The following is a 23,942-nucleotide window of genomic DNA, read 5'->3' as shown; positions in this document are numbered from 1 at the left end:
GCCTGGGAAGAGGTGACATCCGCCGGCCGACGCGGTGGATCGTGGTCCGTTCCTAGGTTCATGGTCATGACGAATGCACCGATGATCGATCTTCGCGACACGACAAAGAAGTACGACGACGGCCCGCCCGCACTGGCCGGCGTCACCTTGTCCGTGGCAGCTGGTGAGTGCGTGGCGATCCTCGGCCATTCCGGCAGCGGCAAGTCCACGCTGCTGAACCTGATCGCGGGTCTGGACAAGCCTTCCAGTGGCACCGTGACCGTCGACGGCACCCGCGTCGACCAGCTCGGCGAGGCCGGTTCGGCGAAGTACCGCCGGGCCTCCATCGGCATGATCTTCCAGTTCTTCAACCTGCTGGACGACCTGACCGTGTTGGACAACGTCATGGTTCCGGCGCAGCTGGCCGGGATGGGCAAGGGCGAAGCGAAGCGGCGGGCCGTCGAGCTGCTCGACTCGCTGGGCATCGACCGGCATGTCAAGGCCTATCCGCAGCGGCTGTCCGGCGGGGAACGGCAGCGGGTGGCGGTGGCCAGGGCCCTGATGAACAAGCCGGCGCTGCTGCTGGCCGATGAGCCGACCGGCGCTCTGGACTCGGGCTCGGCCGAGGACGTGCGCGAGCTGCTGCTGGACCTGAACAGCGAGGGCCAGACCATCCTGCTGGTCACCCACGACGTGCAGTTGGCCGCGAGCACCGCGCGCCGCACGATCGAGTTGGTGGACGGCGCGGTCGAGCGGGACGTCGTCAACGACGGCAGCGGTGCCGACCTGGCCGCCCGCACACCGCTGACCCGTGCGGTGGGAGAGGTCCGATGACACTGCGCAAGCCGCCGATGCCCCGGCGCGTCTTCGAGGTCGGCCCTGACGATGTTCGCCGCCGGGCCGTGGCCCGCCTGCTGCCGGCGGTGAGCCGGTGAGCGCCTTGGGCAAGGTCGTACGTTCCGGCGTGGGCCGCCGTCGGGCCCAGTCCTTCGTCATGGCCCTGACCACGTTTGCCGCGGTGACGTCCTCAGTACTCTCCCTCGGCCTGCTGGCCGTCGTGCAGGACCCGTTCGAGCACGCCTTCAGTGCTCGGAACGGGGCGCACCTGGCGGTCCAGTTCGACGGCTCGAAGGCCACGGCCGCGCAGGCCGCCGCCACCGCGCACGCCGCCGGCGTCACCGAGGCAGCCGGGCCCTACCCGGTCGCCGCCGCCCTGGACACGACGATCGGCACGGACTGCTCCAAGAAGGATCGGGCCGGTCACGACAACGGTCCGATCACCGTCACCACCCGGCCCTACCTGGGTAGCACCTCCGGGATGGACCAACTCGTGCTGACCCAGGGGCGCTGGCCGACCAGCCCGGGCGAGATCGCCCTGCCGTGGCAGCACTATGCCGCCGACTGCTTCGGCGATTCGGTGGTGTTCTCCTCCCTGCCGGGCAAGCCGTCGTTCAAGGTCGTCGGCTTCGGCGGCTCGGTGACCAACAGCGCGACCGCCTTCGCCACCTCCGACGGTTTCGCGCGGCTCACCGCCGCCGGTGCCAAGTCCGACGTCCAGATGCTCTACCGGTTCGCCATGGCCGGGACCGCCGCCGACATCGCCACCGACAAGCAGGCGGTGGCCGCCGTCGCGCCGGCCGGCGCGGTCGAGGGCGGACAGTCGTACCTGACCTCGGAGCAGCAGGCGACCGGCAACGCCAAGACCTACGTGCCGTTCCTGATCGGCTTCGGGATCCTCGGGCTGTTCATGTCGGTGCTGATCATCTCGATCGTGGTCAGCGGGGCTGTGACCTCGGGAATCCGGCGCATCGGGATTCTGAAGTCGTTGGGCTTCACCCCTTCGCAGGTGGCCCGTGCCTACACCACGCAGGCCATGATCCCGGCGACACTCGGCCTGGTGCTCGGCACGGTTTTCGGCAACCTCCTGGCCGTGCCGATCCTGGACGGGGCCACCAAGGAGCTCGGCGCGGCCAGTGCCACGATTCCGTTGTGGGTCAGCGCCGTGGTGCCGCTGGGCACCCTGCTGATCGTCGGCGTCACGGCTTTGATCCCGGCACTGCGGGCCGGCCGGATGCCGACGGTGCGGGCTCTGGTGGTCGGCCGCGCCCCCAAGGCCGGGGGCGGTCGGGCGGCGCAGCGTCTGGCCTCGCGGCTGCCGCTGCCCCGGGCCATGTCGCTGGGGCTGGCCCAGCCGTTCGCCCGGCCGGCCCGGGCCGTACTGGTCGGTGCGGCGGTGCTGTTCGGCGTGGTGAGTGTCACGTTCGCGGTGGGGCTGGAGACCGGGTTCAACAAGTACCTGGACACCAGCACCTCAGGCTTCAACGTCGGGCCGGAGTTCGTGATACCCACAGCCGACGTGGGCGTGCCCTGGGGTCTCTACGGTCCCAACGACCCGCGCAACCCGCACCTGGACGCCGCCAAGGTGGCCGCCGCGCTCGCCGAGATCCCGGGCACGAAGACCGCGTTCGGCTGGGGCGACAGCGGCGCGACCATGGTCGCCGCCCCGCCTGGCGGCGAACCGGCGAGGGTGTTCACGGTCACCGGCGACTTCTCCTGGACGCACCTGGAGCTGCTGTCCGGCCGCTGGTACTCGGCGCCCGGCGAGGCCGTGGTCGGCGACAAGCTGGCTTCGGCGGTGGGGATCCACGTCGGTGACGACGTCACCGTGGTGCAGCAGAACAAGCAACTGTTGCTGAAGGTCGTCGGCATCAACTTCGACACCAACGTGGGCGACTACACGGTCATGACGGATGCGGCCACCTTCACCGCCGCCGGTCTGACCCCGCACATCGACCAGTTCAACGTCGAGCTGGCCTCGAACGTCAGCGGACCGGACTGGTCCACCTCGGCCGCCGCCGCGCTGACCCCGCTGAACGCCTCGGTCCAGTCGAACTCGGGCGGGGGCAAGAACATCGTGGTGATCACCATGGGCGCCCTGGTGGCCACGCTCACGCTGATGATGATCGCGGTCGCCGCGCTCGGGGTGCTGAGCATGGTGGTGCAGGACACCCGGGAGCGGGTTCACGACCTGGGGATCTTCAAGGCCCTCGGGATGACGCCCAAGCAGACCATTGCGATGGTGCTGACCTCGGTGACACTCACCGGCCTGATCGGCGGGCTGATCGGGGTCCCGCTCGGGGTCGCGGTGGAGAAAGCGACGCTGACCTCGATGGGGAACGCGATCGGCCGGCACCTGCCGCCGAGCGTGTCCCACGTCTACACCGCCGGGCTGCTCATCCCCCTGCTGGCCGGCGGGATCGTGATCGCCCTGCTCGGCGCATTGCTACCGGCCAGCTGGGCTGCACGGACCCGGACCGCCACCGCGCTGCGGACCGAGTAGCACCGAGCAGAGCCGCCGGTCGCCACAGCAAAACGGCCCGCGGTCCCCCGCGCCCCGCCATCGTCGGCGGGGAAGGGGCCGATGGGCTGGCGCAGGGTGATGTAGCGGACCGGGGCATCGACGACCTCGCCTCCAGCCCTGCGCAGGCGCCTACGTGCAGCTGCGTCGGGCCGTACCTCTTCGGACTGCCACGCAGGGCCGGGGGCTCGGCCGGGCCCCGCGGGTGCTGATCACCGAGTTGCTCACGAAGAAGCCCGGCCGGCACGGGGGTGGTTGGGCGCGGGGATCTCGACGAGGTGGCCGTACCCGGAGGCGAGGGCTTCGGCAGCGGCGGCTGGCAGGCCGTAGGCGTCGACGTAGCCGCGGCACATGGCCTCCTGGGCTCCGGGCGGGGCGACCGGCGGGAGGGTGCGCGAAGGCTTCGGAGAGCGGCATGAGGTCGTGGCCGGTGTCAGCCATCTACGCACCCCGTTGCGGTGCGGGCGCCGGCACCACCACCACCACCACCGGCACCGGCACCGGCACCGGCACCGAGCACGGTCCAGGCGGCGTGGGCGTAGTCAGCCGGGGTCGCGGCCGGGTGGTGGACGCGGGTGAGTGCGGCCAGCAGCGCGGTGTAGTGCGGGTCCGTGTCGGTCGCTAGGGCCTGTCTCTTGGGTGGGTCGGTCAGTTGATCGGACATGTCTGTCCGATTAGTGATTACTGATGCGATGTGGGCTCGGATCGAGCCGTTGATGCCGGCCGATCCGGTCCGGGGGCGGCGGTGGGCTGACCACCGTCGCACTCTTGAGGCCGTTGCGTGGAAGTACCGCACCTGCTCGCCTTGGCGAGATCTGCCGGACGAACTGGGCTCGTTCCAGACAGCTCATAAGCGGCTGATCAGGTGGGCCGTCGACGGCACCTGGGAACGGATCTTCACCGCCGTTCTGACGACGGCCGACGCTGGCGACGACATCGGCTGGACCGTGTCGGTGGACTCCACCGTCTGCCGGGCCCATCAGCATGCCGCCGGGGCCAGGAAAAGGGGGCGCCCGGCAGGGCGGAACCCGACCATCATGCACTCGGACGCTCCCGCGGCGGCCTGAGTACGAAAGTTCATCTGGCCAGCGACAGCCGTGCCCGGCCGTTAGGCTTCCACGTCACCGCAGGTCAGGCCGGTGATGGGCCAGCCTTCGAGGCTGTCATGGCAAGGATCCGGGTCCCGCGGAGCGGCATTGGGAGACCCAGAACCCGACCGGTCGCTGTTCTTGCAGATCGCGCCTATTCATCCCGTGCGATTCGCCGACATCTGCGTCGACGCGGCATCAAGGCGGTCATTCCCCAGCCCGCTGACCAGGTCGGTCACAGCTTGAAGCGGGGCCGTGCCGGAGGCAGGCCACCCTGTTTCGACAGTGATACCTACAAGCAGCGGAACGCCGTTGAACGATGCATCAACCGGCTCAAGCAGTGGCGAGGTCTGGCCATGCGAACGGACAAGCTCGCCATGGCTTACCAAGCCGCCTTTCACCTCGCCGCCATCCTGATCTGGGTCCGGCGATAGCCTGCTGGGCCTCTCGTCCACCCGCCCACGGCACTCAGCAGTTGCCGTGATGGTTCACTTGCCGGACAGCTCGTGGACGGCCGGGGAGGGTGTGTGGAAGAGCCAGGATTCCGTGTGCTGCTGACAGAAGCAGGCGACCGGAACATGGAGGCAGTCCGTGCGATACGGACGGTCACCGGCCTCAGCCTGTGGAACAGCAAGCTTCTGCTTGCCGCCGCACCCGTAGAGGTCGAGGCAGCCGGCTGGTTCGAAGCCGCTGTCGAGGCGGCTCGGACCCTTGAGGACGCAGGCGCCCGCACCAGGCTGCTCTGCGATTGCTGCGGCCGCCCCATTAGACGTGGAGCCTTCCCCCTCACCTCGGCGCAGTGCACAGACCCGCGGCCCCTGGAGATCTGCTGGGCAAATGGTCTGCCCACAACGATCTGAAATCGGCCCAGTTCGGTCTGAGAGACAGGCCCTAGCCACAATTCTTCAGCCGGCTTCAGGCTGTCGGCCCATTCTTGATCGAATGGGGCAATCTCTGCTGCCGGGGGCGCTTTCGCCGTATCGCCTCGCGCCCCCATCAGCTGCACGTGCGGCTGGGCGTGTCGAACGGAGATGAGTGGGAAGCCAGATGAAGAAGCCTGCGAAGTTCGTTCTCGGCGCTGTTTCGGCCATGGTTGCCGCCGGGGCCCTGGTCGCCGCCGGACCGGCCACCCCGGCCGCCCCGCAGACCCGTACCTACAGTGCGGCCAACGGTGATACCCCGCCCGCGGAGCTCATAGGCCCGAACGGCGAGAAGCCCGTCGAGTGGGGCATTGCGGCCTTCGACCCGAACTCCGGGTCTCCGGCCCTGGAGAGCGTCGGCGGTGGCACGTGGCACCGCGGCACGGTGGCTGACGGTGGCTACAAGGGGTGCTATTCGAACTACATCCACCCCAAGAAGAAGCACTCGGCCAGCGTTGCCATCGCGGACAAGACCGATAAGGACATCAAGGACCCCGACATCTGGGCCAAGGCCTACGCCACGAGCGGCTGGGCCTACAAGTGCAACGCCTACTGGGGTGTTTACTAAAAACACCCGTACCTCACGGACTGAAGGTCTGACACTCGCGCCGATCACGCGAGCAGTCGGGCCTTCGCCGTTTCCCGCATCCCAGACAGGCTCAGACAGGCTCAGACAGGCTCAGACAGGACGGGTGGATCCCCTTCGTGCGCTCTTCAATCTCGAACATCACATTTTCCCTCGCGGTCGGACTGGCCGTCGGAACGTCCGGGCCGCTCCTGCAGTCCATGGGCGATCCGGTGAGCCATGTGGCGAGCATCGCCCTCGTCGCGGGGTGGATGTACGCACTGATCGCCTTCGGTGTCGGGTGGGCGGCCCGGTCCAAGAGAGGAGCCGCCCTCACGGCCCTGGCGACGCTGGTGGTCGCCGTCGTCGCCTATTACGGGACGAAGGCGGCCCAAGGAGGCTTCAGGGCTCCGGACTTCGACGACCCGGCCAACGCGGACGGGTTCTTCGCATGGAACGAGTTCCTGTCCGTGATCGTGGTGTGGTGCGTCTTCGCCGTCCTGCTGGGGCCGCTCTGCGGACTCGCCGGCCACCTCTCCCGCACGGGGTCCCGGACCCTTCGGCCGCTCCTGCGGCTGCCCTGCCGGCTCCTGGTCCCGGCCGTGGTCGTCTTCGAGACCAGCCTTCGGCTGATCCACGAGCCTGACGGGCAGGACGGTGCGGTGGTGCGCCCGGTTTGGATCGTCACCCGCCTCCTGGCCGTGGCGGTCGCCCTCGTCCTCGTCGCCACGGCGGTCGTCGCCACGAGGCGCGATCGGGACGGAGGCGCGGAACGCGGGGGTACGGACGTGGGTTCCGGTCCGCGCTGAACTGGGCCTTGGCCAGCTGGTGGCCATCAGCCACGATCATCACGTCCGCTCCGTCCGTTCCCCGCACGCTCAGAGGAACGGCCGGCCGCCTGCGAGCGCGGCAGGCGGCCGAGGTGGTCGGCGGCAGCAGGACTTCGTCCAGCCGCAGCCTCGAACTGCTCCAGCGTGGCGTCCACGATCCACTCGGAGTCGGGCAGCACCAGCACGCAGTGCCCGTTCCACGAGGTGCCCGTCCAGCTCGGCGTGAGCGAGCCGTAACGGGTCCCGCTCCCATCCTTGTTCCGGACCGCACCCGAATGCCCCACACGCCTCGATGCCAACAAAGGACGCGGGAGCCAGTCGAGCAGTGTGCTGTCCTCGGCACGTACCTCGATACACCACTGTCCGAGGGTGTCGATCCCGAAGTCGACCCGCTGCGGCCTGAGGACGTCAACGACCGGCACCGTGCCGGGCACGGTCTTGTCGTACATGAACGTGCTGTAGCCGGCCGTTGGAGGTGACATCCGCGAAGCGGCCCCCCTCGGGGGGCCGCTCTCGTTACTTGGCGGTGCGGTAGCTGCGCGCTTCCAGGGGGAGCTCGGTGTTCTGACGGAGCGACGTTGTGATGCTGCGTGTCATGGGGTGAGGCGGCGTTCGTCCAGGGTCTTCTGGACCGCGGCCATGCGCTGCTGGTACCACTGCTTGATGTCCGCCCACTTGGCCGGGTCCTTCGCGATGGTCTCGCGTTCCAGGCGAGACTCCGTCTCGTAGGAGACGGTGACGACGCCGCTGCTGGTCGTGCACTGGGCGTCGGCGGTCGCCAGTTTTGCCTCCGCCGATCCCGGGCCGGGGTCGGGCCGTGTCTTGCCGAGTGCTTCGCTCAGGGAATCGGAGGCGGCGAAGTTCAAGTTGCCCTTCGTGCGGCTGTCGGGGAAGCGGTACCCCTTGCCGGCCATGCACGTCGTCCACGCCCGCTGGGCGGCTTGGGTCTTCGGGTCATCGTTCGTCTTCCTGAGAAGGCCCGAGGAGATGGCCTGCGTATCCATGACGATCCGCGCCTTGTCCTTCTGGCTGATACCCGGGATCCCGAAGATATTGTCGTTGGCCTCCTGCGCGCAGCCGCCGGGCGGGACGGGCTTCCCCTTGTAGGTGGGGGCGGTGCCGCTCATGAGCACCGGGTCCATGGTGATCTGGCTACCGGAGCCCTTGGGGCCGGCGATGTCGTCACCAGGCCACCAGTACCCGTGCTGACCGGCCCAGCCGTCATCGTGGACGCCGTAGCGCAGGGTCAGGATCGAGGCGGGCCCGTGGAATGAGGGTTTGACCAGGCCGGTGTCATCCACGTAGCGGTTCAGGCAGCTGGACAGCACCGCGTAGTAGGCGACCTCGATCTTGTGGTGGTCCCAGTTGGACGGGGAGTAGTCCTCGAACGGCAGCCGCATCCCTGCGGGCAGTTCCGGGCCTCCGGCCGGGGGCTCCCACACCGTGCTGGCGTCCTGTGTCGGTGACGCGGTACCGGACGGGTGACTGGTTGCTCCGCTGGAGGAGGAGCAACCGGTGACAGCCACCAGGGCCAGGGTGGCGATACCGGCGAGCGTACGGGGGTGGGCCATCAGCACGCCTCGCCAAGGCCGCCGCACGCCCCGGAGGCGTTGTCGTTCTTCAGCGTCTCGTTCAGGTTGTAGCCGTCGTTCTGGACGTACCATTCCCGGTCACCCTTGTAGCCGCTGTTCACGAACAGGACGAAGGCGTGCTGGCCCATGTAGCCGTTCATGATGGAGGCGGTGTTGTTCTTCACCTTCTGGCCGTACCCGGGCATCCCCTGACCGTTGTTGAAGGTGTGGCCCGCGTAGTTGTAGTGCCGGGCGTCGGGGCCGTTCTTGGGGTAGTTCGCGTTCTTCAGGCCGGAGTTGTAGTAGAGGCAGATCTGCCCGGCGGCGCACAGGTTGTTACCCAGGACGGAGTTCGCCGCAGCGATCGCTGCGGACTCTCCCATGGAGGCCGGGGCGTAGTACTTCTTGCCGTCTTTGATCACAGTGATCGTCGGAACGATTCCGCCCTTGTCGTTCGGCGGGGCGATGCCCAGGCGCTGTTCCTCGGCGTCTTTGGCCGCCTTGTGCTGGAGGTGTTCGGCGCTGAGCTTGCCGTCCGCGAGGTCGAGCTGGTGCTGAGCGCTGAGCGGATCGGGGTCGCGCGGCGGCTGCCCGCCGGCGCCGGCGGCAGCGGCTCGTCCGGCCCCGAGCAAGGCGAGAGCGGTGAGCGTGCAGGTGGCTGCAAGAGTGCGGATGCGGAGGGGGCACATGTTCATGGCGCTGTTCCTTGAAACGGGGATCGATAGGGATACCGCTGGTCAGCGGCCTTCGAGGGCAGCGTTGAAGCCTTCTCGGAGAGTGATGTAGGTCTGGGCGATCGTGTAGCCGGCGGTGTGGCAGGCGTTCCGCGCCGCGACGCCAGTGGGCTCCTTCGCGCAGCCGTGGGCGCGATAGGAAGCGGTGGCGTTCACGATGTCCTGTGCGTTCGCCCTCAGCGTCCCGAAGGAGTTCGAGGGTTCGCGGGTGATCCAAGAGAGCGCGGTTCGAGCGGTCTGCTCGGCCTTGTCGGCTGTCTTGAGGCAGCTGTCGGACAGGGCGTAGCGGTGCAGCGGCCAGCACGTCGAACCCGCGCCCGAGCCCCATACCGGCTCCAGATCGTTGATCAGTTTCACCGACTTGCCATGGATCGCCTCGGCGCCGGGTGTCACCAGTCCGCGGGGCTTGGTGTGCCAGTCCGCCCGGTCGTCGCGCGGCACCGTCCAGCCATCGATCGCGGTAGGACTCGGCGATACCGACGGCGTGTCCATGAGAGACGGCCGCGCGGGGGGATCCGTGGGAGAACCGCTCCTCGCGGTAGGCGAGTCTGATGCCTGGCTGGCCGGCTGCTTCGTGGAACTGCAGCCTGCCAGCGCGAGCCCGGCAAGAGCAGCCACGACGACCCATCGCTGAGCGCGTCGTACCGGACGCCTACGAGAGGCGGTGGACAAGCATCGGTGCCGCGGAGGAATCACTGTGGGGCTCCCAGATCGAGGCCGGCGTGATGGGGGCCGGGTGGGATGTGGAGGGTGGTGGTGTAGTAGTCACCGAAGCGGAGCACGTTGGCCTTGCGGTGGGGGCTGATCGCGGCAAGGCCCTCGGCGCGGATGGTCCAGCCCTCGGTGGTCATGGCGCTTCGCTATGCGACGGACGGGCCAAGATCCGCACGCGCAGCGTCCCTGAAACGGCTTCTACAGGGCGTACGAGCGGGACGGCGGGCCCTCGTGCATCACGAGATCCTCGGCGTCTCCCTGAGTGACGAGCCTCTCCACCGCCGTCGCGAACCGATCGGTCGGACTCGAATCGCAGGACCCCAGCAGATAGGTCGCCAGCTCGTTCCGGTGATCGAGGAGAGGATCCGCGTGTTCGCCGTAGAGCATGGCCACGAGGTCGGGCACGCCCTTCGCGTCCGGAGTCAGGATGTACGCGGCCCTGGCCGCGGTATTCTGCCGCCGGAACTCGTCCGCACCGAGCCTGGCCGTGTCGGTCAGCGCGTACGGCTTGAGGGTCTCCACGAAGTCGGAGACCACGCTGGAGATGTCACTGATCATCAGGTCAGCCTGGGCGAAGCATGCGTAGAGGCCCGAGTCGACGGCCGTGACCATCCGGTGCTCCAAGTCCCCCAGCGACAGCCAGTACTCGGCATCACGCTCCTCCTGGAGGGAGCGAAGACGCGCGAGTGCCTCGGGGCGGGGCGCAGCCGCGTCCCTGGTCTGCTGGGCCTCGTCCGCGCCGGCCTCACGGAACGACGCCAGCAGGTCCGAGATCTCGGCGTCGAGGGTTTCCAGGTACCCGGCGGACTCCGTGCCGGCCGGCCGCTCCCTGCGGTCGCCCCGGGCCCGGTTGGCGCCCTCCAGCATCCTGCACACGCGTTCGTGCGCCTTGCGTGCCCGGGGGTTGACCAGTCCGGTGAACGGGTGCGGACGGTAGAGCACGCGGACGGGCGGGTTGCTGCGAAGGAGCGAGCGCACGATGTTCTCACCCGCCTCGATCAGCGAGGTGTTGCCAGGAGCGCAGTCCCAGCCTTCCCACGTCGGTGCGTAGAGCACGGTCGGAACCTCTCGCACATGCGGATCCGGCATTCGGGGCATGGCGTCCAGCTGAGGGCGCCCGACCTCGACGATGTCCTCGTCACGTACGCCGACATCGGCGAGGGCGTAGCGGTCACGCCCGGCGCGACCGGCCACCCAGACCTGATCATAGACTTTGCTGTAGGGATTGACGCTGGCGAGTTTGTCGCTGTCTCCGTGGCCGAGAAATACGTGCTTGGGCGTCGGAAGTCGGAGCATGTGGATGTTCTTGCCGACGTTGGCTGCGTAGAGGACCACCCGCACACTCGAGAAGTTCAAATTTATCAAATGCGGCGCACTGGGCACACAGAGAACGGGCAAGCGGGTGGGGGCCAGCTTCTGCATGAGCCCGCGCTCGCGCATGATCAGCAATGCTGGGACGTTCAGTGCCTCCACGGACTCGAGCCACATATTGACCTGGTAAATGGAATCCCTGCCGCCACTGAAATACAGGATGACTTTCGGCCGGTACCGGCCGAGCCACTGGTCCACCCGCTTGAGCACCCGACCAGAAGGGGCGACGCGCAGGGCACGGTGGAGATGGGGCACGAGCAGCAGCAGAACGGCCAAAGCTAGGGCGACCGCCATGCCGAGCCCGAGAGCGAGCCAGGTCCGCACCCCGGTGACGGTGTATGCCAGGATCCCGGAGGAACACAGCAGCTCGAAGTAGATGAGGCGACGGCCGGGCCCGTTGACGAGCCACCCTGGTGGCGCATCACCGATACGGAGCCATCCGAGCTCGATGTTCCTCGCGCTGACCGGCAGCCGGCGATGCCGTTGGATCACCGCGGTGATCGCCGAGGTGCCGACGATCGTGCCGAGGAAGACCGGAATCAGGATGGTCAGCTGGATGAACACCGGGTGACCGCCCAGCCCGGTCCGGGCCGCCAGTACCAACAGGAGCGTGCATCTCACCAGCGCCCGCTGGGTCACGCCGCCACGGTACTGGCCGAGCCGGCGCATCATCCTGGGTTCCCTGATGTGCAGGTAGAGGTCGAGGCCGGGTCCCAGTAGTGCGCACGTCGCGAAGAGCGGCAGGTGCGGCAGGACCGCGGACACCAGGCCGACCACGATCGTGGCGCCCAGCAGTACCAAGGCGATCCAACCCCGCAGGCGTTGCACACTCCAGCGCTGCTTCAGAGTGTGAATGCGCAGACCACGCTCACTTGTGACGTGCACAGCAGATCCCTTCGATCGAGAGAAACCCACCGGCTGACACACCGGCGCGAACGGCGCACCCGGTTCGGCAAATTCCATCGGCAGTGGACAAGGATCTCACCGGGATCCGCCTCGAATGTCATTTCTTGAATCCACTATCGAGTTCCGCCGATATCCTTCGTCAACTGGCCGATAGACCTATGTGATTTACGTTCACCGTCACGAACGTCCACCAAATTCAGCCTGTCGGCCCGCTAGATTGAGACCACCGCTCACCTTCCACTGCTGCCGTCGGCTCATTTCACCGTTGAATGTTAGGGGCATCGGAATCCGGGGCGGGGATTCAGTACGAAGAACGACTCGACGAAGGCAACCCCCCATGAAGATCTCCTTCCTGATGCACAGCGCCTACGGCCTCGGCGGCGCGACTCAAGCCACCTTCACGCTGGCCGAGGAGCTCGTCGCCCAAGGGCAGGACGTGGAAATCGCCAGCGTCCTCCAGACCGCGGACGCCCCGTTCCTCGACCTCGACGATCGCGTGCCCGTCGTACCCCTGGTCGACAAGCGCCCGAGCGCCGCGGACCGCTTGGCCGGCGACCCGGACCACGGTGGGCCGTCCTCCTTGCTCCCCACGGGCGTCAAGGGACTGGCCGCCGAGTACGACAGGCTCGTGGAACGCGAGGTACGCACGTACCTACGGGAGACGGAGGCGGACGTCGTGATCGCGACGCACGCCGGGCTGATCGTGCTGCTCGCGCACCTCGGATCGGACCGGTACATACGGATCGGCCAGGAGCACGACGTGTACGAGACCCGTGAGCGCTCGGGCAAGTTCAAGCCGGTGCTCCACGCCGCGTACGCCGAGATCGACGCCCTGGCCACGGTGACGGAGGAGGAGGCCGCACTCCACCGGGCCAAGATCTTCCTGCCGGAGACGCGCATCGCGACCGTACCCAACGGTGTGCCCTCGCCCGGTGTCACGCCGTCATCGCTCGACAGCAAGATCGTCATGGCGGCCGGCCGTCTCGTCGGGGGCAAGCACTACGACGTCATCGTCAAGGCGTTCGCCGAGGCGGTGCGGCACTTCCCCGACTGGCAGCTACGCCTGTACGGCCGGGGGGAGGCGCACGACAGCCTGCGGCAGTTGATCCTCGACCTCGGGATCCACAACAACGCGCGCTTGATGGGCGCCCACAGCTCCCTGGGTACGGAATGGGCCAAGGCCTCGATCGCCGCGTCCGCCTCGGTCGGCGAGGCGTTCGGACTCACCATCGCCGAGGCGATGCACTGCGGCGTGCCGGTGGTGACCACGCCGGGCCCCGGCCCCAGCGAGATCGTCGAGCACGGGACGAACGGCTTCATCACTCCGGTCGGCGATGTCGAGCAGTACGCGCGGTACCTGATGAAGCTCATGCACAGTCACGAGCTGCGCGCTTCCTTCGGGGGCGCCGCCCTGCGCACGGCCCAGCGGTACCTCCCCGAGCACGCCGCGACGTCGCTCCTCAAGCTCATCGGAGAGCTCGAATCGGCGAAGTCCTTGCGGCCCGTGGCCGACTGCTGGGTCGACCACGCCGGCAACACGCTCATCCACACGAAGGGCGGAGGCCTGCCCGGAGAAGAGCACCGGCTGGTCTGCGTGAACACGCAGGACCCCGACAGGGAGTCCGTGGACTTCCCGTTCGAGCGTGTCGGCGAACACCCCGGACAGCGCGCCGTGCTTCCCCGGCGACACCATTTCGCCACCGGTCTCTGGAAGGTCTTCGTGCGCCGCCTCGACGACGGTGCCGTCCGCGCCGTCCGAGTGGATCGCTGCGACACCCGCGCACTCGTCGGCGGACAGGTGAAGGACTTCACGCAGAGCCCGGCCCACTTCCGCCATCCGTTCCGGCACAAGGCCGACGCGTTGGCCTTCGAGAGCCGGACCTTCCCCCAGCACGCCGAGGTCCGCCGGATCGTTGTCGACGGCTCCGCCATCCACGTGATGGCCACCGTGATGGGGGCACATGCGGATCCTTCCCTCACCGCGTTCGCCCGCTCCCGCACGAGCGAGGAACTGAACCTCCGCATCCCTTGCGAACCGGCCCCGGACAATGCGGTGACGTTTTCCGTCCCCGCGGCGCTCTTCGACTCGGCGGACTCCGGGCGTGAGTTGCTGTGGGACCTGCACCTGATCCCCCGGAGCGGTGCGGAGCTCATCCGCATCGGGTCGTTCGACGGAGACGTGCGCGACGCCCGCACCCTGCACTTCCCGAGCCTGGAGCTGCCCTGGGCCGTCGGCGGCCCCTGCCGGCTCCAGCCGTACATCAGCACCGGCAACTGGCTGTCCCTGCGCCACCGGCCCGTCAAGAAGAACTAGGTCGCATCCGATGGCCGCACCCACCCTGCACGACCATGGCAAACCCCTCCAGAAGGACGAAGGAACAGTGCCAAAGACAACCGAGCCGGACTCGCGTGGCGAGCATTCCCTGGTCTGGAGCAAGAGGCGCTCCGTGCTGGCCGTCGGCGCCCACCCCGACGACATCGAGATCGGCTGCGGTGGAACGCTGCTGGCTCACAAGGCAGCCGGGGACCAGGTGGTCATGCTCGTACTGACGGATGGCGCGCAGGGGCCCGGACTGCACGCCGCCACGCGGAAGGCCGAGCAGATGGAAGCGGCCCGCCGCCTCGGCGTCGAGTTGCGCTGGGCGGGCGCCGCCGACGGCGAGCTGGTGGACGGGCACGAGACCATCAGGGTCATCGAGGACGTCATCGGGGAGATCGGCGCGGACGTGGTCTACACCCACTATCCGCGCGACTCCCACCAGGACCACCGGGCCACGGCGAAGGCGGCCATCTCCGCCGCCCGGCACGTCCCCCAGGTGCTGCACTTCGAATCGCCGTCTTCACTCGACTTCGAACCGCGCCTCTTCGTGGACGTGGGTCCCCATGTGGAGGCGAAACTGCACGCCCTGGCGGCCCACGGCTCGCAGACGGCCGGCAGCCGACAGGTCGATCCGGACATCATCCACGCTCAGATGCGCGTCCATGGTTTCGCGGCCAAGGCCCATTTCGCGGAGGCCTTCTACGCCCGGCGGTTCCTCATCGGCTTGGAAGTCGTCGCCGACCCCGCGCTCGGCGCGGACTTCGGCCGGCTTCCCCAGTCATCGACACTTTAAAGCGAATTGAGAATGAAGAAACAACTCGTCATAGCCCCCGAACAGCCCGCCTACCTCCCCTGGTGCGGATACTTCTCCCGCCTCCTGGGCGCCGATCAGCTGCTCCTGGCGGACCACGTCCAGTACTCCAGTCAGAACTGGCAGAATCGGAACTACGTGAGTGACGGACGGGGCGGGAACACGCTCCTGACGATTCCCGTCGGCCGCGGCAACTTCCGGCCGATCAACGAGGTGGTCCTCTCGAACCCCAGGTGGCAGGCCAAGCACTGGGCCAGCCTGCGCATGAACTACGCGCGTGCGCCCTACTGGTCCGAGTGGAAGGACCGGCTGGAGGAGATCTACACCCACCCCTGGGAACGGCTGGTGGACGTGGACGAAGCCCTCATACGGCTCCTCTGCGACGCGTTCGGCATCGACGTCGAGATCGTACGCACCAGCACGCTGGCTCCACAGGGCGCCAAGAGCGACCTGGTCGTGGAAGTGTGCCGGCTCACCGATGCGCGCGTGATGCGCATCGGCACCGGGACCATGACGTACCTGGACACGCAGAAGGTCGCCGAGACGGGTACGCAGATCGAGGTCTGCACCTATACCAACCCCCCGTACGGAAAGCCCGGTTCCTCCGCTCCCAACCGCTCTGCCCTGGACCTCGTGCTCCAGGAGGGTCCCGGCGCCCGGCAGGTGCTGGAGCGGGGAGCCCGGAACGTTCCGCTCTCGGAGTGGCGGCCGTGACCGGCACACGACCGGGCGCGCCCCGTCCCCGAACACCCACCACGAGAAGAGCTATGAGCAGTGTGCGCGGCATGATGGATACCGACACGGGGCAACGGGCGACCCGCAGTTACCTCCCCTCGCCCGGGCCCGTCGACCGACGCCCCGAACGCCTGCGCACCGTAGCCGTCGTACTGGCCGGGGGCACCGGCCGGCGTGTAGGACTCGCTGTGCCCAAGCAACTGCTGAAGGTCGCCGGAAAGGCGGTCATCGAGCACACCCTGCAGATCTTCGAGGACGCTCCCGGAGTCGACGACGTCCTCGTGTTGATGACCGAGGACTTCATCCCGGACGTCGAGAAGATCGTCGCGGACGCCAGCCTGACCAAGGTACGGAGGGTGCTGGCCGGCGGGGCCACCCGCAATGAGACGACCCGGCGCGCCATCGAATTCCTCAGCGAGGACATCGGTGCGGACGAGGACATCGATGTGCTGTTCCACGACGCGGTGAGGCCCCTGCTCTCGCAGCGGGTGATCGCGGACTGCATCGCGGCGCTGGAGAAGTACCGGGCAGTCGATGTGGCCATCCCTTCGGCGGACACCATCGTGGTCAGCAATGAGCGCCCTGGCGAGGGCGAGTTCATCGACGACATCCCCGATCGGTCCTTGCTGCGCCGCGGCCAGACTCCCCAGGGGTTCCGACTGTCCACCATTCGCCGCGCCTACGAGATCGCCGCCACCGACCCGGACTGCGCGGCCAGCGACGACTGTTCCGTCGTTCTGCGCTGCCTCCCGGACGTTCCCATCCACATCGTCAGGGGCGACGAGCACAATGTGAAGATCACTCATCCAGTGGACATCTTCATCGCCGACAAGCTCTTCCAGATCTCCTCGGGCGTGAGTCCCGCCCCGTGCCCGAGCGAGGCCAGCCACCGGGATCTGCTGACCGGCAAGGTGCTGGTGGTCTTCGGTGCCAGCTACGGGATCGGCGCCGACATCGCCGCCGGCGCGGCGGCCTACGGAGCCCAGGTCTTCTCGTACAGCCGGTCCGGGTCCGGCACCCACGTCGAGGTACCCGAGCACGTGGAAAAGGCCCTGGCAGATGCACACGGGCGGGCGGGACGCATCGACTACGTGGTCAACACCGCCGGCGTGTTGCGCATCGGCAAGCTCGCTGAGACGGACGAGCAAGCCATTGAGGAGGCTACACGGGTCAACTACCTCGCCCCCGTGCACATCGCGCGGTACTCACACCGCTATTTGGCTGCTACCCGAGGGCAGTTGCTGCTCTTCACCTCCAGCAGCTACACCCGGGGACGCGCGGGGTACAGCCTCTACTCTTCGGCGAAGGCCGCCGCGGTCAACCTCACTCAGGCCCTGGCCGACGAGTGGGCTGCGGACGGCATCCGCATCAACTGCATCAACCCCGAGCGCACCCGGACCCCGATGCGTCTCAAGGCGTTCGGTGACGAACCCGAACGGTCGCTCCTCACGTCCGAGGCAGTGGCACAGACATCCCTGGATGTGCTGGTGTCACAGCTGACCGGGCAGGTGATCGACGTACGCCAGCAGGATCCGGTGCAGTACGCGGCCCGTGCCGTGGACCGGTACGCCGCGCTCATCACGGCCATGGCCCAGGAGGTGCCGCCCGCTTCCATGCGGCTCGACGCTCAGCGTTCGGCGTGAGGTGTGCGCCGGACGGTCCCACCGCACACCTATGTTCCCGCGGTGGGACCGTCCGGCGGTTCGAGGAACCCCGCTACGTGCGCGAGGATCGCGGCCTGGGTCCTGTTCTCCAGCTTGAGGAGAGACAGGAGTCTCGAGACGTACGTCTTGACCGTGCCCTCGGTCAAATACAGCTCCTGGGCGATCTGAGCATTGGACAGACCGCGTCCGAGCTGGATCAGCAGCTCGTGCTGCTGCTCGGTGAGGCCGTCGAGGCGGCGGCGCTGTTCGCCCGTGAGCCGGGAATCCCTGCTTCCCTGTCGCCAGCCGCTGCCAACGAGCTGGGTCGTCAGGGACTTGGCGAGCACGGTGCCACCGCCCACGGCCACCACACGGACTGCGCCGGTCACCTGCTCGGGCGGCGCGTCCTTGAGCAGATATCCGCTGGCGCCGGCGTTCAGTGCGTCCATGACACCGTCGTAGGCGTCGAAGGTGGTCAGCACCAGGACGGAAGGCGGATTCGGCAGTGCCAGTAGGCGCTTCGTGGCCTCGATCCCGTTCATGCCGGGCATCCGCAGGTCCGTGATGACCAGGTCGGGCGCGAGTGCACGGGCCTGCGCGACGGCCTCCGTACCGTCGCAGGCCTCGCCCACGACCTCGATGTCCTCCGTCGCCGACAGCAGAGTGCGCAGGGCGAATCGTATCAATGGCTCGTCGTCTGCGATGATCACCCGGATCATGCGTCATCCCCTTTTGCTTTCGTCGCTGTCATGCCACCGATGACACTCGACCGATCATCCCGATCCCGTCACCTCACGTCGGGGCCAGCGGGGCAGGTATGGGCCACCCGCCCTTCACGCTCCTCGCGCAGGGCCGCGAAGCTGCGCTAGCTCGGTCGGCCGCCCAGGCCCAGGATCACCGGGAAGACCAAGAAGAGAACGTCCGGGAGGGACCCCTCCCCCGGCTTGAAGGCGCAGCAAGCGACTCCGTCCCACCGGCTCCATGAGGGCGGCGTGCCAGCGCTCGAATGGCGTCGGGGGCGCAGGGGAAAACACAGGGTTCCTTGACCGATTGAAGAGGTTTGACTGAAATCTACCACGATACTATCCATTGACCTTAAATGCGAAGCATTGATCCTGCCCCCCCCGACGATCACAAGTCGTTGGACACCGTCGGCGCACCTACCAGCGTCAGTGGGACGGGGTCATCGTAGGGACACGAACCTGGCGGTGCTGGGAACACCGTGCTCGTCGAGCAGGAACAGCATGTAGTAACCGGGGGGCGCGGCGCTTGCGGAAGGCGGTGCCTGTAGTTCCAGCACGCGGCCTTGGTGTTTGACGATGCGCAGGTCCAGGTGGCGCTGGCTGGTGTTGACGGAGTGCGTCGCGGTCGTGGGTGCGAGCAGGACGGCTCTCTTGACCCGGTCCGGGGTGGAGGTGGACACCTTGAAGCGGGAGTCGTACGTGAGCGGCTGGTCGGGGACCTTGTCGAGTGCGGGGCGGCCGCTGCCCTGGTGGAGGTAGGCGGGCTCGAAGATCTCGATGCTGCCGTTCATGTCGTCGCTGATGTCCGGGTCGTTGGCGAGCTGCTGGAGTTCATCACCGGTGACCAGAATCCGGCCGTCGGGCAGTACCACCGCGTTGGAGTGGTAGCCGCGCGGCAGGCGCTGCACGGGCCCGAGTCTCCACTGGCCCAGCGCGTCGCGGGTTTCGGTCTGCCGGTACTTGAGGTCGGCCTTGGGGTTGTAGGGGCCGTTGCCGTAGTCCCGGATCGAATAGCCGCCGTTCACGGTGAGCAGACTCGCGTCCGGTAGGAGCAGGGTGTTGTCCTGGGTTCGGCCGAAGGCCCGCGGCTGTTGCTTCTCCCACGTGCCGTCCGCGAAGCGGTAGGTGTTCGGGTCGTCCCGGTCGCCTCCCAGTACGAGTACGGAGTCCGGGCCACGGAACCCGGCGGGCAGGGGCACTGCGGAGCCGTAGCCGCGGTGGATGCCGTCGGGGCGCGCGGGCAGGTCCGTACGGGTCTGCGCGATCGGGTCGAAGGCGAACTGGGTGGTGGCGTTGCGCCCGAGCCCGTAGACCTTGCCGTCGCGGAGGGTGAACAGGTGGGGGTAGTCGCTGTCCGCTCCGAAGGGGGCGTCCATCCGCAGGCTCTCGGTGGGCGTGTTCCGTGGAATCACGTGCTTGTCGAAGGGCACGGGGTGGCCGGTGGCGGGGAAGCGTTCGATGAGCGAGGTCGCGGTGCCCCAGCCCCGTTCGGAGTGCCCGGACATGATCAGCAGTCGGCCGTCGGGGCCGGTGACGACCGATGGGTACCACCGGCCGACCGCCATGTCCTTGTTCACCGCCCAGGTCTCCGTCCACGGGTCGAAGACGAGGGACAGTCTGGCGCCCGCGCCTCCCCCGAAGCCGAGGTTGCCGCCGAAGACGCCGAGCATCCCGTTGGGCAGGAAGGCGTGCCCCGAACAGAAGAACGGTGCTGGGCGCCGCTCGCGGGTGCCGTCGGGGACCACGACCTGCGGAGGTGTGACCTTCTTGAACGCGGAGGAGCCGGTGCCCTTGGCCGGGTCCCACACGAAGGCACGTCCTGCATTGTCCTTGCCGGTCGTCCCGGTCGGCGCGGGCTCCTGGGTCGGGTTGGTCTCCATCCGCTCGAAGGAGAACATCAGCACCTTGCCCGTGGGCAGCATGGCGATGTGCGCGGCGAAGTCGGGCGACGGGAAGTAGTCGGCGAACTGCCCGTACGCCTTGGGGTGGAACTTGGAGTTGGCCAGTGCCTGGGAGTTCGTCAGGTCTTTCAGGCTTTCCAGCCGGGCAAGCTGCGAATACCCGTCCAGGGCCTGCAGGTCCGCCCGGACCCGCTCGTGTTCCAGGGCGTGCTCCTGCCCCAGGGCCCTGGCCTCGTCCGGCTGGGCGGACCCGTCATGGGCGGCGGCCGGACAGGTCACCGCCAAGACGGCTGCCGCCGCCAGCACGGACGCGGCTGCACGAGCCGCCACCCGTCGCACGGACCGTCTCTTACGTGGCATGGATCCTCGCAGGTGCACTGGGATGGGTGTCGCCCCTGAGTACACTTCTATGACGGTATGTGAGGCGGCGCATCTTCCCGGCAACGGTGTCGATCGGCCGTCTGCGACAGAAGTCACCACTGACCTGGCCCCATGGCGATCCGGGATTGGGCCGCCTAGCCGTCACCCCGAGCCTTGGCTCTCCGAGCGTGTCATCTCGCGGGTGATCTGCTGCGGGGTGGGGTCGCCGAGCTGGCCGGCGACCCGGCCGTTCATGAGGAACACCACGCGGTCGGCGTGGGAGGCCACGGCTGGGTCGTGGGTCGCCGGGACCACGGTCTGCCCACAGTGGTTCGCGAAACTGCGCAACAGGGCGAGGACGGCGCGTCCGCTCATGCGGTCTCGGGTCAGCTGAACAGCCTGCTCCAGGTCTGCGGGCCGGGGTAGCCGTCCGCGTCCGCGCCCGTCCAGCCTTGGGCACGTTGGAAGGCGGCGACGTTGTGGCGGTCCGGCTCGCCCCAGTCGCGGCTCGGGCCGACCGCGTAGTAGCGGCCGAAGCCTTTCCGCACCAGCTGCCGTCCCAGGTCCAGGACGTGGTCGTTGACCCGGCCGGGGCGGAAGTGGCCCGTCCCGGGAAACGCGGGCTTGCGGCTACCGCCTCCGGGAGTGCGGTCCTGCTCCTGGTCCTTCGGCGTCGAGGGGATGTCCCTGCCCTTGCCGTGGATCAGGTTGTCCCAAGTCGTCTTGCCGGGAATGCCATCGGCGTCGGCGCCCGTCCAGCCCTGGGCACGCTGGAAGGCAGCGGTCGCGTCCCGGTCCGCGGCCGACCAGCGCGGGCCAGGCCCGGACGTGTAGAAGCGACCGGCTCCTCGTACGGTGAGCATCTTCCCCAGACGGGTCACGTGCTCGTTGCGCGCTCCGGGGCCGAACGAACCAGCGCCGGGGAAAGCGTCCTGTTCTCCTTGGCGGCCCTCACCGTTCCCACCGGTGATCCCGTCGTACCGGTACGCCACGTAGGAGCCTGAATGGTTCCAGTAGGCGTACGGCGTGTCGCGCTTCAGCGTGTGGGGACGTGTCTGTTCGTACGCCACGTACCTCGTGCGGGAGCTGTCGGTCCAGCCACCGAAGATCACCACGTGGGAACCGCTGGCGGGGCTGTCCGGGTTGTTGCGTACGAGGATGTCGCCGGGGCTCAACTGGCTCTTGGAGAGCCGGGTGGCGAAGTCGGGCAAGGTCCATGTGGTCTGGCTGCTGCCGAGGTTCCAGGCCATGGAGACGAACCCCGAGCAGTCCTGCCGGTAGCCGTCCGACCAGTACTTGCCCATGTGGTAAGGCACCTTCTGGTCCACCCATCCGCGCGCACGGCGGATCACCTCCGCGCGGGTTATGGAGCGGCGGGCCGAGGTGGCCGAGCTCTCTTCTGGGGCGCCTTGCAGGCCTGCCACCCGGCCCTGCGGCGTGTGGGGGTCTGCGCCCTTGGAGTCCTGCCGGGAGTTGACTGCCGTCGGGGTGCTCGCACTGTCCGCGGCTGAGGCCGGACCGACTCCGGACAGCCCCACTCCGGCGGCGGCTACGAGGACTGCGGCGGTGCGGGTGCCCAGGACGAGGGGAACGGATTCGCAGCCTTCCCTGCGCTGCCTGCGCTCGGTCCGCTGGGTGCGGCAGCCCGTGCACGGGCAGTCCGGGTGAGGGGAAAGATCGATGAACCGTGGCGTGTTGCGCATGGAGTCTCCTGTCGCGGAGTGGTGGGGTCGCAGGTTGGTGACGGGGGCCGGACGACGGGAGCGGCGACGCGCTCGGGGCCTGCTGGTGGGTCCGGTCCGGCAGGCCCCGAGCGGGCCCGGTGGTCCACGGGGCCCAGGCACCGTCACGTCAGTGGATTTCGCCCGTCATCCTCTGCACGTTCTTGCGGTACATGTAGAGCGCGAAGCCCGCGAGCGAGGCCAGGAAGGCCTGGTCCGCGATGATCCCGGTCCCGTTCAGGTCGACTCCAGCGATCGACAGCAGACTGGCGGCGCAGTCGCCGGCGGTGACCGTGAGGAACCAGACGCCCATCATCCGGCTCGCGTACTTCTGCGGGGCCATCTTGGTGGTGACGGATAGCCCCACCGGGGAGAGGCAGAGTTCGGCGATCGTCTGGATCATGTAGATCGAGACGAGCCACATCGGGCTGACCTTGTCGCCGCCCTGCGCCATGCCCATCGGGACGACGAATACGAAGAACGAGCCTCCGACCAGGACCAGGGCCATCGCGAACTTCACCGCGGTCGTCGGCTCTTGGCCCTTGCGCGCCAGCCAGATCCACAGCCAGGCGAAGACCGGGGCCAGCGACATCACGAAGAGCGGGTTCAGCGACTGGAACCACGTCGAGAGGAAGTCGAAACCGTAGACCGTGTTGGCGGTCTTCTTCTCTGCGAAGGCCGCCAGGGTGGAACCGCCCTGGTCGTAGATCATCCAGAAGGCTGCCGCGGCCGCGAAGAACCAGATGTATCCGTTCATTTTCGACTGCTCGGGGGCCGAGAGGTCCTTGTCGCGCTTGATGCGGGCCAGGACGCCGACCGGGATCAGCAGACCGGCGAGGGACAGGGGCACGAGCGCCCAGTCCAGGGTGAAGGCGCCGGTGAAGCCGATGACCGCGTAGAACACCGCAGTGAAGCCGACGGCAACGACGACCTTGATGACGATCGCCTTGCGCTCCCGCGCCGACAGCGGGTTCGGGACCAGACTGCTGGTGGGGCTCAGGTGCTTGGTTCCCAGCAGGAACTGGAGCAGGCCCAGCGCCATGCCGCCGCCGGCGAGGGCGAAGCCCAAGTGCCAGTTGACGCTCTGGCCGACGGTGCCGACGACGAACGGTGCGACGAAGGCACCGAGGTTGATGCCGACGTAGAAGAGGGTGAAGCCACTGTCACGGCGCGGGTCGGCGGGACCGTCGTAGAGGTGGCCGACCATCGTGGAGATGTTGGCCTTCAACAGACCCGAACCGGCCGCGACCAGAGCCAGACCGACGAAGAACATCACCTGACCGGGCACGGCGAGCGCGAAGTGGCCCGCCATGATGACGCCGCCCGCGATGGCGACCGTCTTGCGGGCGCCCCAGACACGGTCGCCGAACCAGCCGCCGGGCACGGCCATCAGGTACACCATGGCCACGTATACGGAGTAGATCGCCGTGGCCGTGGCCGTCGTGAAGGCGAGGCCGCCGCCCTGGCTGCCGGTCGCGGCGTCGATGCCGCCCGACATCAAGTAGACGACGAGGAGCGCACGCATCCCGTAGTAGGAGAAGCGCTCCCACATCTCGGCCATGAACAGAGTGGCCAGGCCACGGGGGTGACCGAGGAAGGTCTTCGGAGGGGTTCGGACCGGGTCCTGAGTCAGGTGTGACGTCATGCTCTTTCCTTGCTGGGTTGGCGGTCG

The 23,942-nt window shown here is 68.0% G+C and carries 23 protein-coding genes; 10 read left to right on the top strand and 13 right to left on the bottom strand.

Annotation, left to right across the window (positions count from 1 at the left end; translation table 11 throughout):
- The first annotated feature begins 66 nt into the window (after positions 1–66).
- Both ACFXDJ_RS15505 and ACFXDJ_RS15500 read left to right on the top strand, forming a co-directional pair.
- Positions 67–813 (top strand): ABC transporter ATP-binding protein, encoded by a 747-nt coding sequence (locus ACFXDJ_RS15505; RefSeq protein ID WP_384656426.1) that lies wholly within the window; start codon positions 67–69, stop codon positions 811–813.
- Between the two features lie 184 nt (positions 814–997).
- On the top strand, positions 998–3,319 hold the full coding sequence (locus tag ACFXDJ_RS15500) for an ABC transporter permease (protein WP_384849204.1): 2,322 nt from the start codon (positions 998–1,000) through the stop codon (positions 3,317–3,319).
- Positions 3,320–3,561: 242 nt separating this feature from the next.
- Here the strand turns inward: ACFXDJ_RS15500 and ACFXDJ_RS15495 are convergent, their stop codons facing one another.
- Both ACFXDJ_RS15495 and ACFXDJ_RS15490 read right to left on the bottom strand, forming a co-directional pair.
- Positions 3,562–3,690, bottom strand: a complete 129-nt coding sequence (locus ACFXDJ_RS15495; protein WP_384656432.1) for a hypothetical protein — start codon at positions 3,688–3,690, stop codon at positions 3,562–3,564.
- A gap of 80 nt (positions 3,691–3,770) precedes the next feature.
- A complete protein-coding gene (locus tag ACFXDJ_RS15490; RefSeq protein WP_384656434.1) occupies positions 3,771–4,001 on the bottom strand; it encodes a DUF6354 family protein in 231 nt (76 codons plus the stop codon).
- On the opposite strand from ACFXDJ_RS15490, the gene ACFXDJ_RS15485 reads away from it, so the two are divergent.
- From ACFXDJ_RS15485 to ACFXDJ_RS15470, 4 genes are all read left to right on the top strand, one after another.
- A protein-coding gene (locus ACFXDJ_RS15485) for an IS5 family transposase (RefSeq protein WP_384656436.1) occupies positions 4,000–4,859 on the top strand; the annotation gives its coding sequence in 2 pieces (ribosomal slippage) (positions 4,000–4,351 and positions 4,351–4,859; 861 coding nt in all). The two genes, ACFXDJ_RS15490 and ACFXDJ_RS15485, sit on opposite strands and share 2 nt — an antisense overlap.
- 72 nt (positions 4,860–4,931) lie before the next feature.
- A complete protein-coding gene (locus ACFXDJ_RS15480; RefSeq protein ID WP_384849201.1) occupies positions 4,932–5,285 on the top strand; it encodes a ribosomal protein L7/L12 in 354 nt (117 codons plus the stop codon).
- A gap of 187 nt (positions 5,286–5,472) precedes the next feature.
- A complete protein-coding gene (locus ACFXDJ_RS15475; protein ID WP_384656440.1) occupies positions 5,473–5,913 on the top strand; it encodes a lactococcin 972 family bacteriocin in 441 nt (146 codons plus the stop codon).
- 137 nt (positions 5,914–6,050) lie between these two features.
- A complete protein-coding gene (locus ACFXDJ_RS15470; protein ID WP_384656442.1) occupies positions 6,051–6,719 on the top strand; it encodes a DUF6518 family protein in 669 nt (222 codons plus the stop codon).
- Positions 6,720–6,745: 26 nt separating this feature from the next.
- Here ACFXDJ_RS15470 and ACFXDJ_RS15465 read toward each other — a convergent pair whose 3' ends face one another.
- The 6 genes from ACFXDJ_RS15465 to ACFXDJ_RS15440 all read right to left on the bottom strand — a co-directional run bounded on the left by ACFXDJ_RS15465 (position 6,746) and on the right by ACFXDJ_RS15440 (position 12,093).
- Positions 6,746–7,189: a hypothetical protein gene (locus ACFXDJ_RS15465; protein WP_384656445.1), complete on the bottom strand. Its 444-nt coding sequence runs from the start codon at positions 7,187–7,189 to the stop codon at positions 6,746–6,748.
- 144 nt (positions 7,190–7,333) lie between these two features.
- The gene (locus tag ACFXDJ_RS15460; protein WP_384656447.1) at positions 7,334–8,311 is read right to left on the bottom strand and encodes a hypothetical protein; all 978 of its coding nucleotides are present in this window, start codon (positions 8,309–8,311) and stop codon (positions 7,334–7,336) included.
- Positions 8,311–9,006, bottom strand: a complete 696-nt coding sequence (locus ACFXDJ_RS15455; RefSeq protein ID WP_384656450.1) for a hypothetical protein — start codon at positions 9,004–9,006, stop codon at positions 8,311–8,313. Before ACFXDJ_RS15455 ends, ACFXDJ_RS15460 begins: the two co-directional genes overlap by 1 nt.
- A gap of 42 nt (positions 9,007–9,048) precedes the next feature.
- Entirely contained in the window at positions 9,049–9,537 is a 489-nt protein-coding gene (locus ACFXDJ_RS15450; protein ID WP_384656453.1) for a hypothetical protein, read from the bottom strand.
- A 200-nt stretch (positions 9,538–9,737) separates the two neighbouring features.
- Positions 9,738–9,896 (bottom strand): hypothetical protein, encoded by a 159-nt coding sequence (locus ACFXDJ_RS15445; RefSeq protein ID WP_384656455.1) that lies wholly within the window; start codon positions 9,894–9,896, stop codon positions 9,738–9,740.
- A gap of 61 nt (positions 9,897–9,957) precedes the next feature.
- Positions 9,958–12,093, bottom strand: a complete 2,136-nt coding sequence (locus tag ACFXDJ_RS15440) for a hypothetical protein (protein WP_384656457.1) — start codon at positions 12,091–12,093, stop codon at positions 9,958–9,960.
- A 280-nt stretch (positions 12,094–12,373) separates the two neighbouring features.
- Between ACFXDJ_RS15440 and ACFXDJ_RS15435 the strand changes: the two genes are divergently transcribed.
- The 4 genes from ACFXDJ_RS15435 to ACFXDJ_RS15420 all read left to right on the top strand — a co-directional run bounded on the left by ACFXDJ_RS15435 (position 12,374) and on the right by ACFXDJ_RS15420 (position 17,545).
- A complete protein-coding gene (locus ACFXDJ_RS15435; RefSeq protein WP_384656459.1) occupies positions 12,374–14,350 on the top strand; it encodes a glycosyltransferase in 1,977 nt (658 codons plus the stop codon).
- 67 nt (positions 14,351–14,417) lie between these two features.
- The gene (locus ACFXDJ_RS15430) at positions 14,418–15,149 is read left to right on the top strand and encodes a PIG-L deacetylase family protein (protein ID WP_384656462.1); all 732 of its coding nucleotides are present in this window, start codon (positions 14,418–14,420) and stop codon (positions 15,147–15,149) included.
- Between the two features lie 12 nt (positions 15,150–15,161).
- Positions 15,162–15,881: a WbqC family protein gene (locus ACFXDJ_RS15425; RefSeq protein ID WP_384656465.1), complete on the top strand. Its 720-nt coding sequence runs from the start codon at positions 15,162–15,164 to the stop codon at positions 15,879–15,881.
- 152 nt (positions 15,882–16,033) lie between these two features.
- A complete protein-coding gene (locus ACFXDJ_RS15420) occupies positions 16,034–17,545 on the top strand; it encodes an SDR family NAD(P)-dependent oxidoreductase (protein ID WP_384656467.1) in 1,512 nt (503 codons plus the stop codon).
- Between the two features lie 29 nt (positions 17,546–17,574).
- On the opposite strand, the gene ACFXDJ_RS15415 is transcribed toward ACFXDJ_RS15420, so the two are convergent.
- From ACFXDJ_RS15415 to ACFXDJ_RS15395, 5 genes are all read right to left on the bottom strand, one after another.
- Entirely contained in the window at positions 17,575–18,264 is a 690-nt protein-coding gene (locus ACFXDJ_RS15415) for a response regulator (protein WP_384849198.1), read from the bottom strand.
- A gap of 464 nt (positions 18,265–18,728) precedes the next feature.
- Complete coding sequence (locus ACFXDJ_RS15410; protein ID WP_384659271.1) at positions 18,729–20,519, bottom strand: galactose oxidase-like domain-containing protein; 1,791 nt, start codon at positions 20,517–20,519, stop codon at positions 18,729–18,731.
- 192 nt (positions 20,520–20,711) lie between these two features.
- Positions 20,712–20,924, bottom strand: coding sequence for a hypothetical protein (locus ACFXDJ_RS15405; protein ID WP_384659268.1), 213 nt, complete (start codon positions 20,922–20,924; stop codon positions 20,712–20,714).
- An 11-nt stretch (positions 20,925–20,935) separates the two neighbouring features.
- Positions 20,936–22,252 (bottom strand): peptidoglycan-binding protein, encoded by a 1,317-nt coding sequence (locus ACFXDJ_RS15400; RefSeq protein ID WP_384659266.1) that lies wholly within the window; start codon positions 22,250–22,252, stop codon positions 20,936–20,938.
- Positions 22,253–22,400: 148 nt separating this feature from the next.
- On the bottom strand, positions 22,401–23,915 hold the full coding sequence (locus ACFXDJ_RS15395; protein WP_384659263.1) for a peptide MFS transporter: 1,515 nt from the start codon (positions 23,913–23,915) through the stop codon (positions 22,401–22,403).
- Positions 23,916–23,942: the final 27 nt, after the last annotated feature.

Origin of the sequence: Streptomyces sp. NPDC059443, from assembly GCF_042750105.1 — a bacterium.
Classification (GTDB): domain Bacteria; phylum Actinomycetota; class Actinomycetes; order Streptomycetales; family Streptomycetaceae; genus Streptomyces.
Note: the sequence above shows the minus strand (reverse complement) of the source record. Positions and strands in the feature narration are given on the sequence as shown.

Bases quoted from the DNA above. Each gene is read 5' to 3' on its own strand.
- ACFXDJ_RS15505 (WP_384656426.1), top strand. From the start codon at position 67: ATGACGAATGCACCGATGATCGATCTTCGCGACACGACAAAGAAGTAC.
- ACFXDJ_RS15495 (WP_384656432.1), bottom strand. From the start codon at position 3,690: ATGTGCCGCGGCTACGTCGACGCCTACGGCCTGCCAGCCGCCGCTGCC.
- ACFXDJ_RS15490 (WP_384656434.1), bottom strand. From the start codon at position 4,001: ATGTCCGATCAACTGACCGACCCACCCAAGAGACAGGCCCTAGCGACC.
- ACFXDJ_RS15475 (WP_384656440.1), top strand. From the start codon at position 5,473: ATGAAGAAGCCTGCGAAGTTCGTTCTCGGCGCTGTTTCGGCCATGGTT.
- ACFXDJ_RS15465 (WP_384656445.1), bottom strand. From the start codon at position 7,189: ATGTACGACAAGACCGTGCCCGGCACGGTGCCGGTCGTTGACGTCCTC.
- ACFXDJ_RS15460 (WP_384656447.1), bottom strand. From the start codon at position 8,311: ATGGCCCACCCCCGTACGCTCGCCGGTATCGCCACCCTGGCCCTGGTG.
- ACFXDJ_RS15455 (WP_384656450.1), bottom strand. From the start codon at position 9,006: ATGAACATGTGCCCCCTCCGCATCCGCACTCTTGCAGCCACCTGCACG.
- ACFXDJ_RS15450 (WP_384656453.1), bottom strand. From the start codon at position 9,537: ATGGACACGCCGTCGGTATCGCCGAGTCCTACCGCGATCGATGGCTGG.
- ACFXDJ_RS15445 (WP_384656455.1), bottom strand. From the start codon at position 9,896: ATGACCACCGAGGGCTGGACCATCCGCGCCGAGGGCCTTGCCGCGATC.
- ACFXDJ_RS15440 (WP_384656457.1), bottom strand. From the start codon at position 12,093: ATGGAATTTGCCGAACCGGGTGCGCCGTTCGCGCCGGTGTGTCAGCCG.
- ACFXDJ_RS15435 (WP_384656459.1), top strand. From the start codon at position 12,374: ATGAAGATCTCCTTCCTGATGCACAGCGCCTACGGCCTCGGCGGCGCG.
- ACFXDJ_RS15425 (WP_384656465.1), top strand. From the start codon at position 15,162: ATGAAGAAACAACTCGTCATAGCCCCCGAACAGCCCGCCTACCTCCCC.
- ACFXDJ_RS15415 (WP_384849198.1), bottom strand. From the start codon at position 18,264: ATGATCCGGGTGATCATCGCAGACGACGAGCCATTGATACGATTCGCC.
- ACFXDJ_RS15405 (WP_384659268.1), bottom strand. From the start codon at position 20,924: ATGAGCGGACGCGCCGTCCTCGCCCTGTTGCGCAGTTTCGCGAACCAC.
- ACFXDJ_RS15400 (WP_384659266.1), bottom strand. From the start codon at position 22,252: ATGCGCAACACGCCACGGTTCATCGATCTTTCCCCTCACCCGGACTGC.
- ACFXDJ_RS15395 (WP_384659263.1), bottom strand. From the start codon at position 23,915: ATGACGTCACACCTGACTCAGGACCCGGTCCGAACCCCTCCGAAGACC.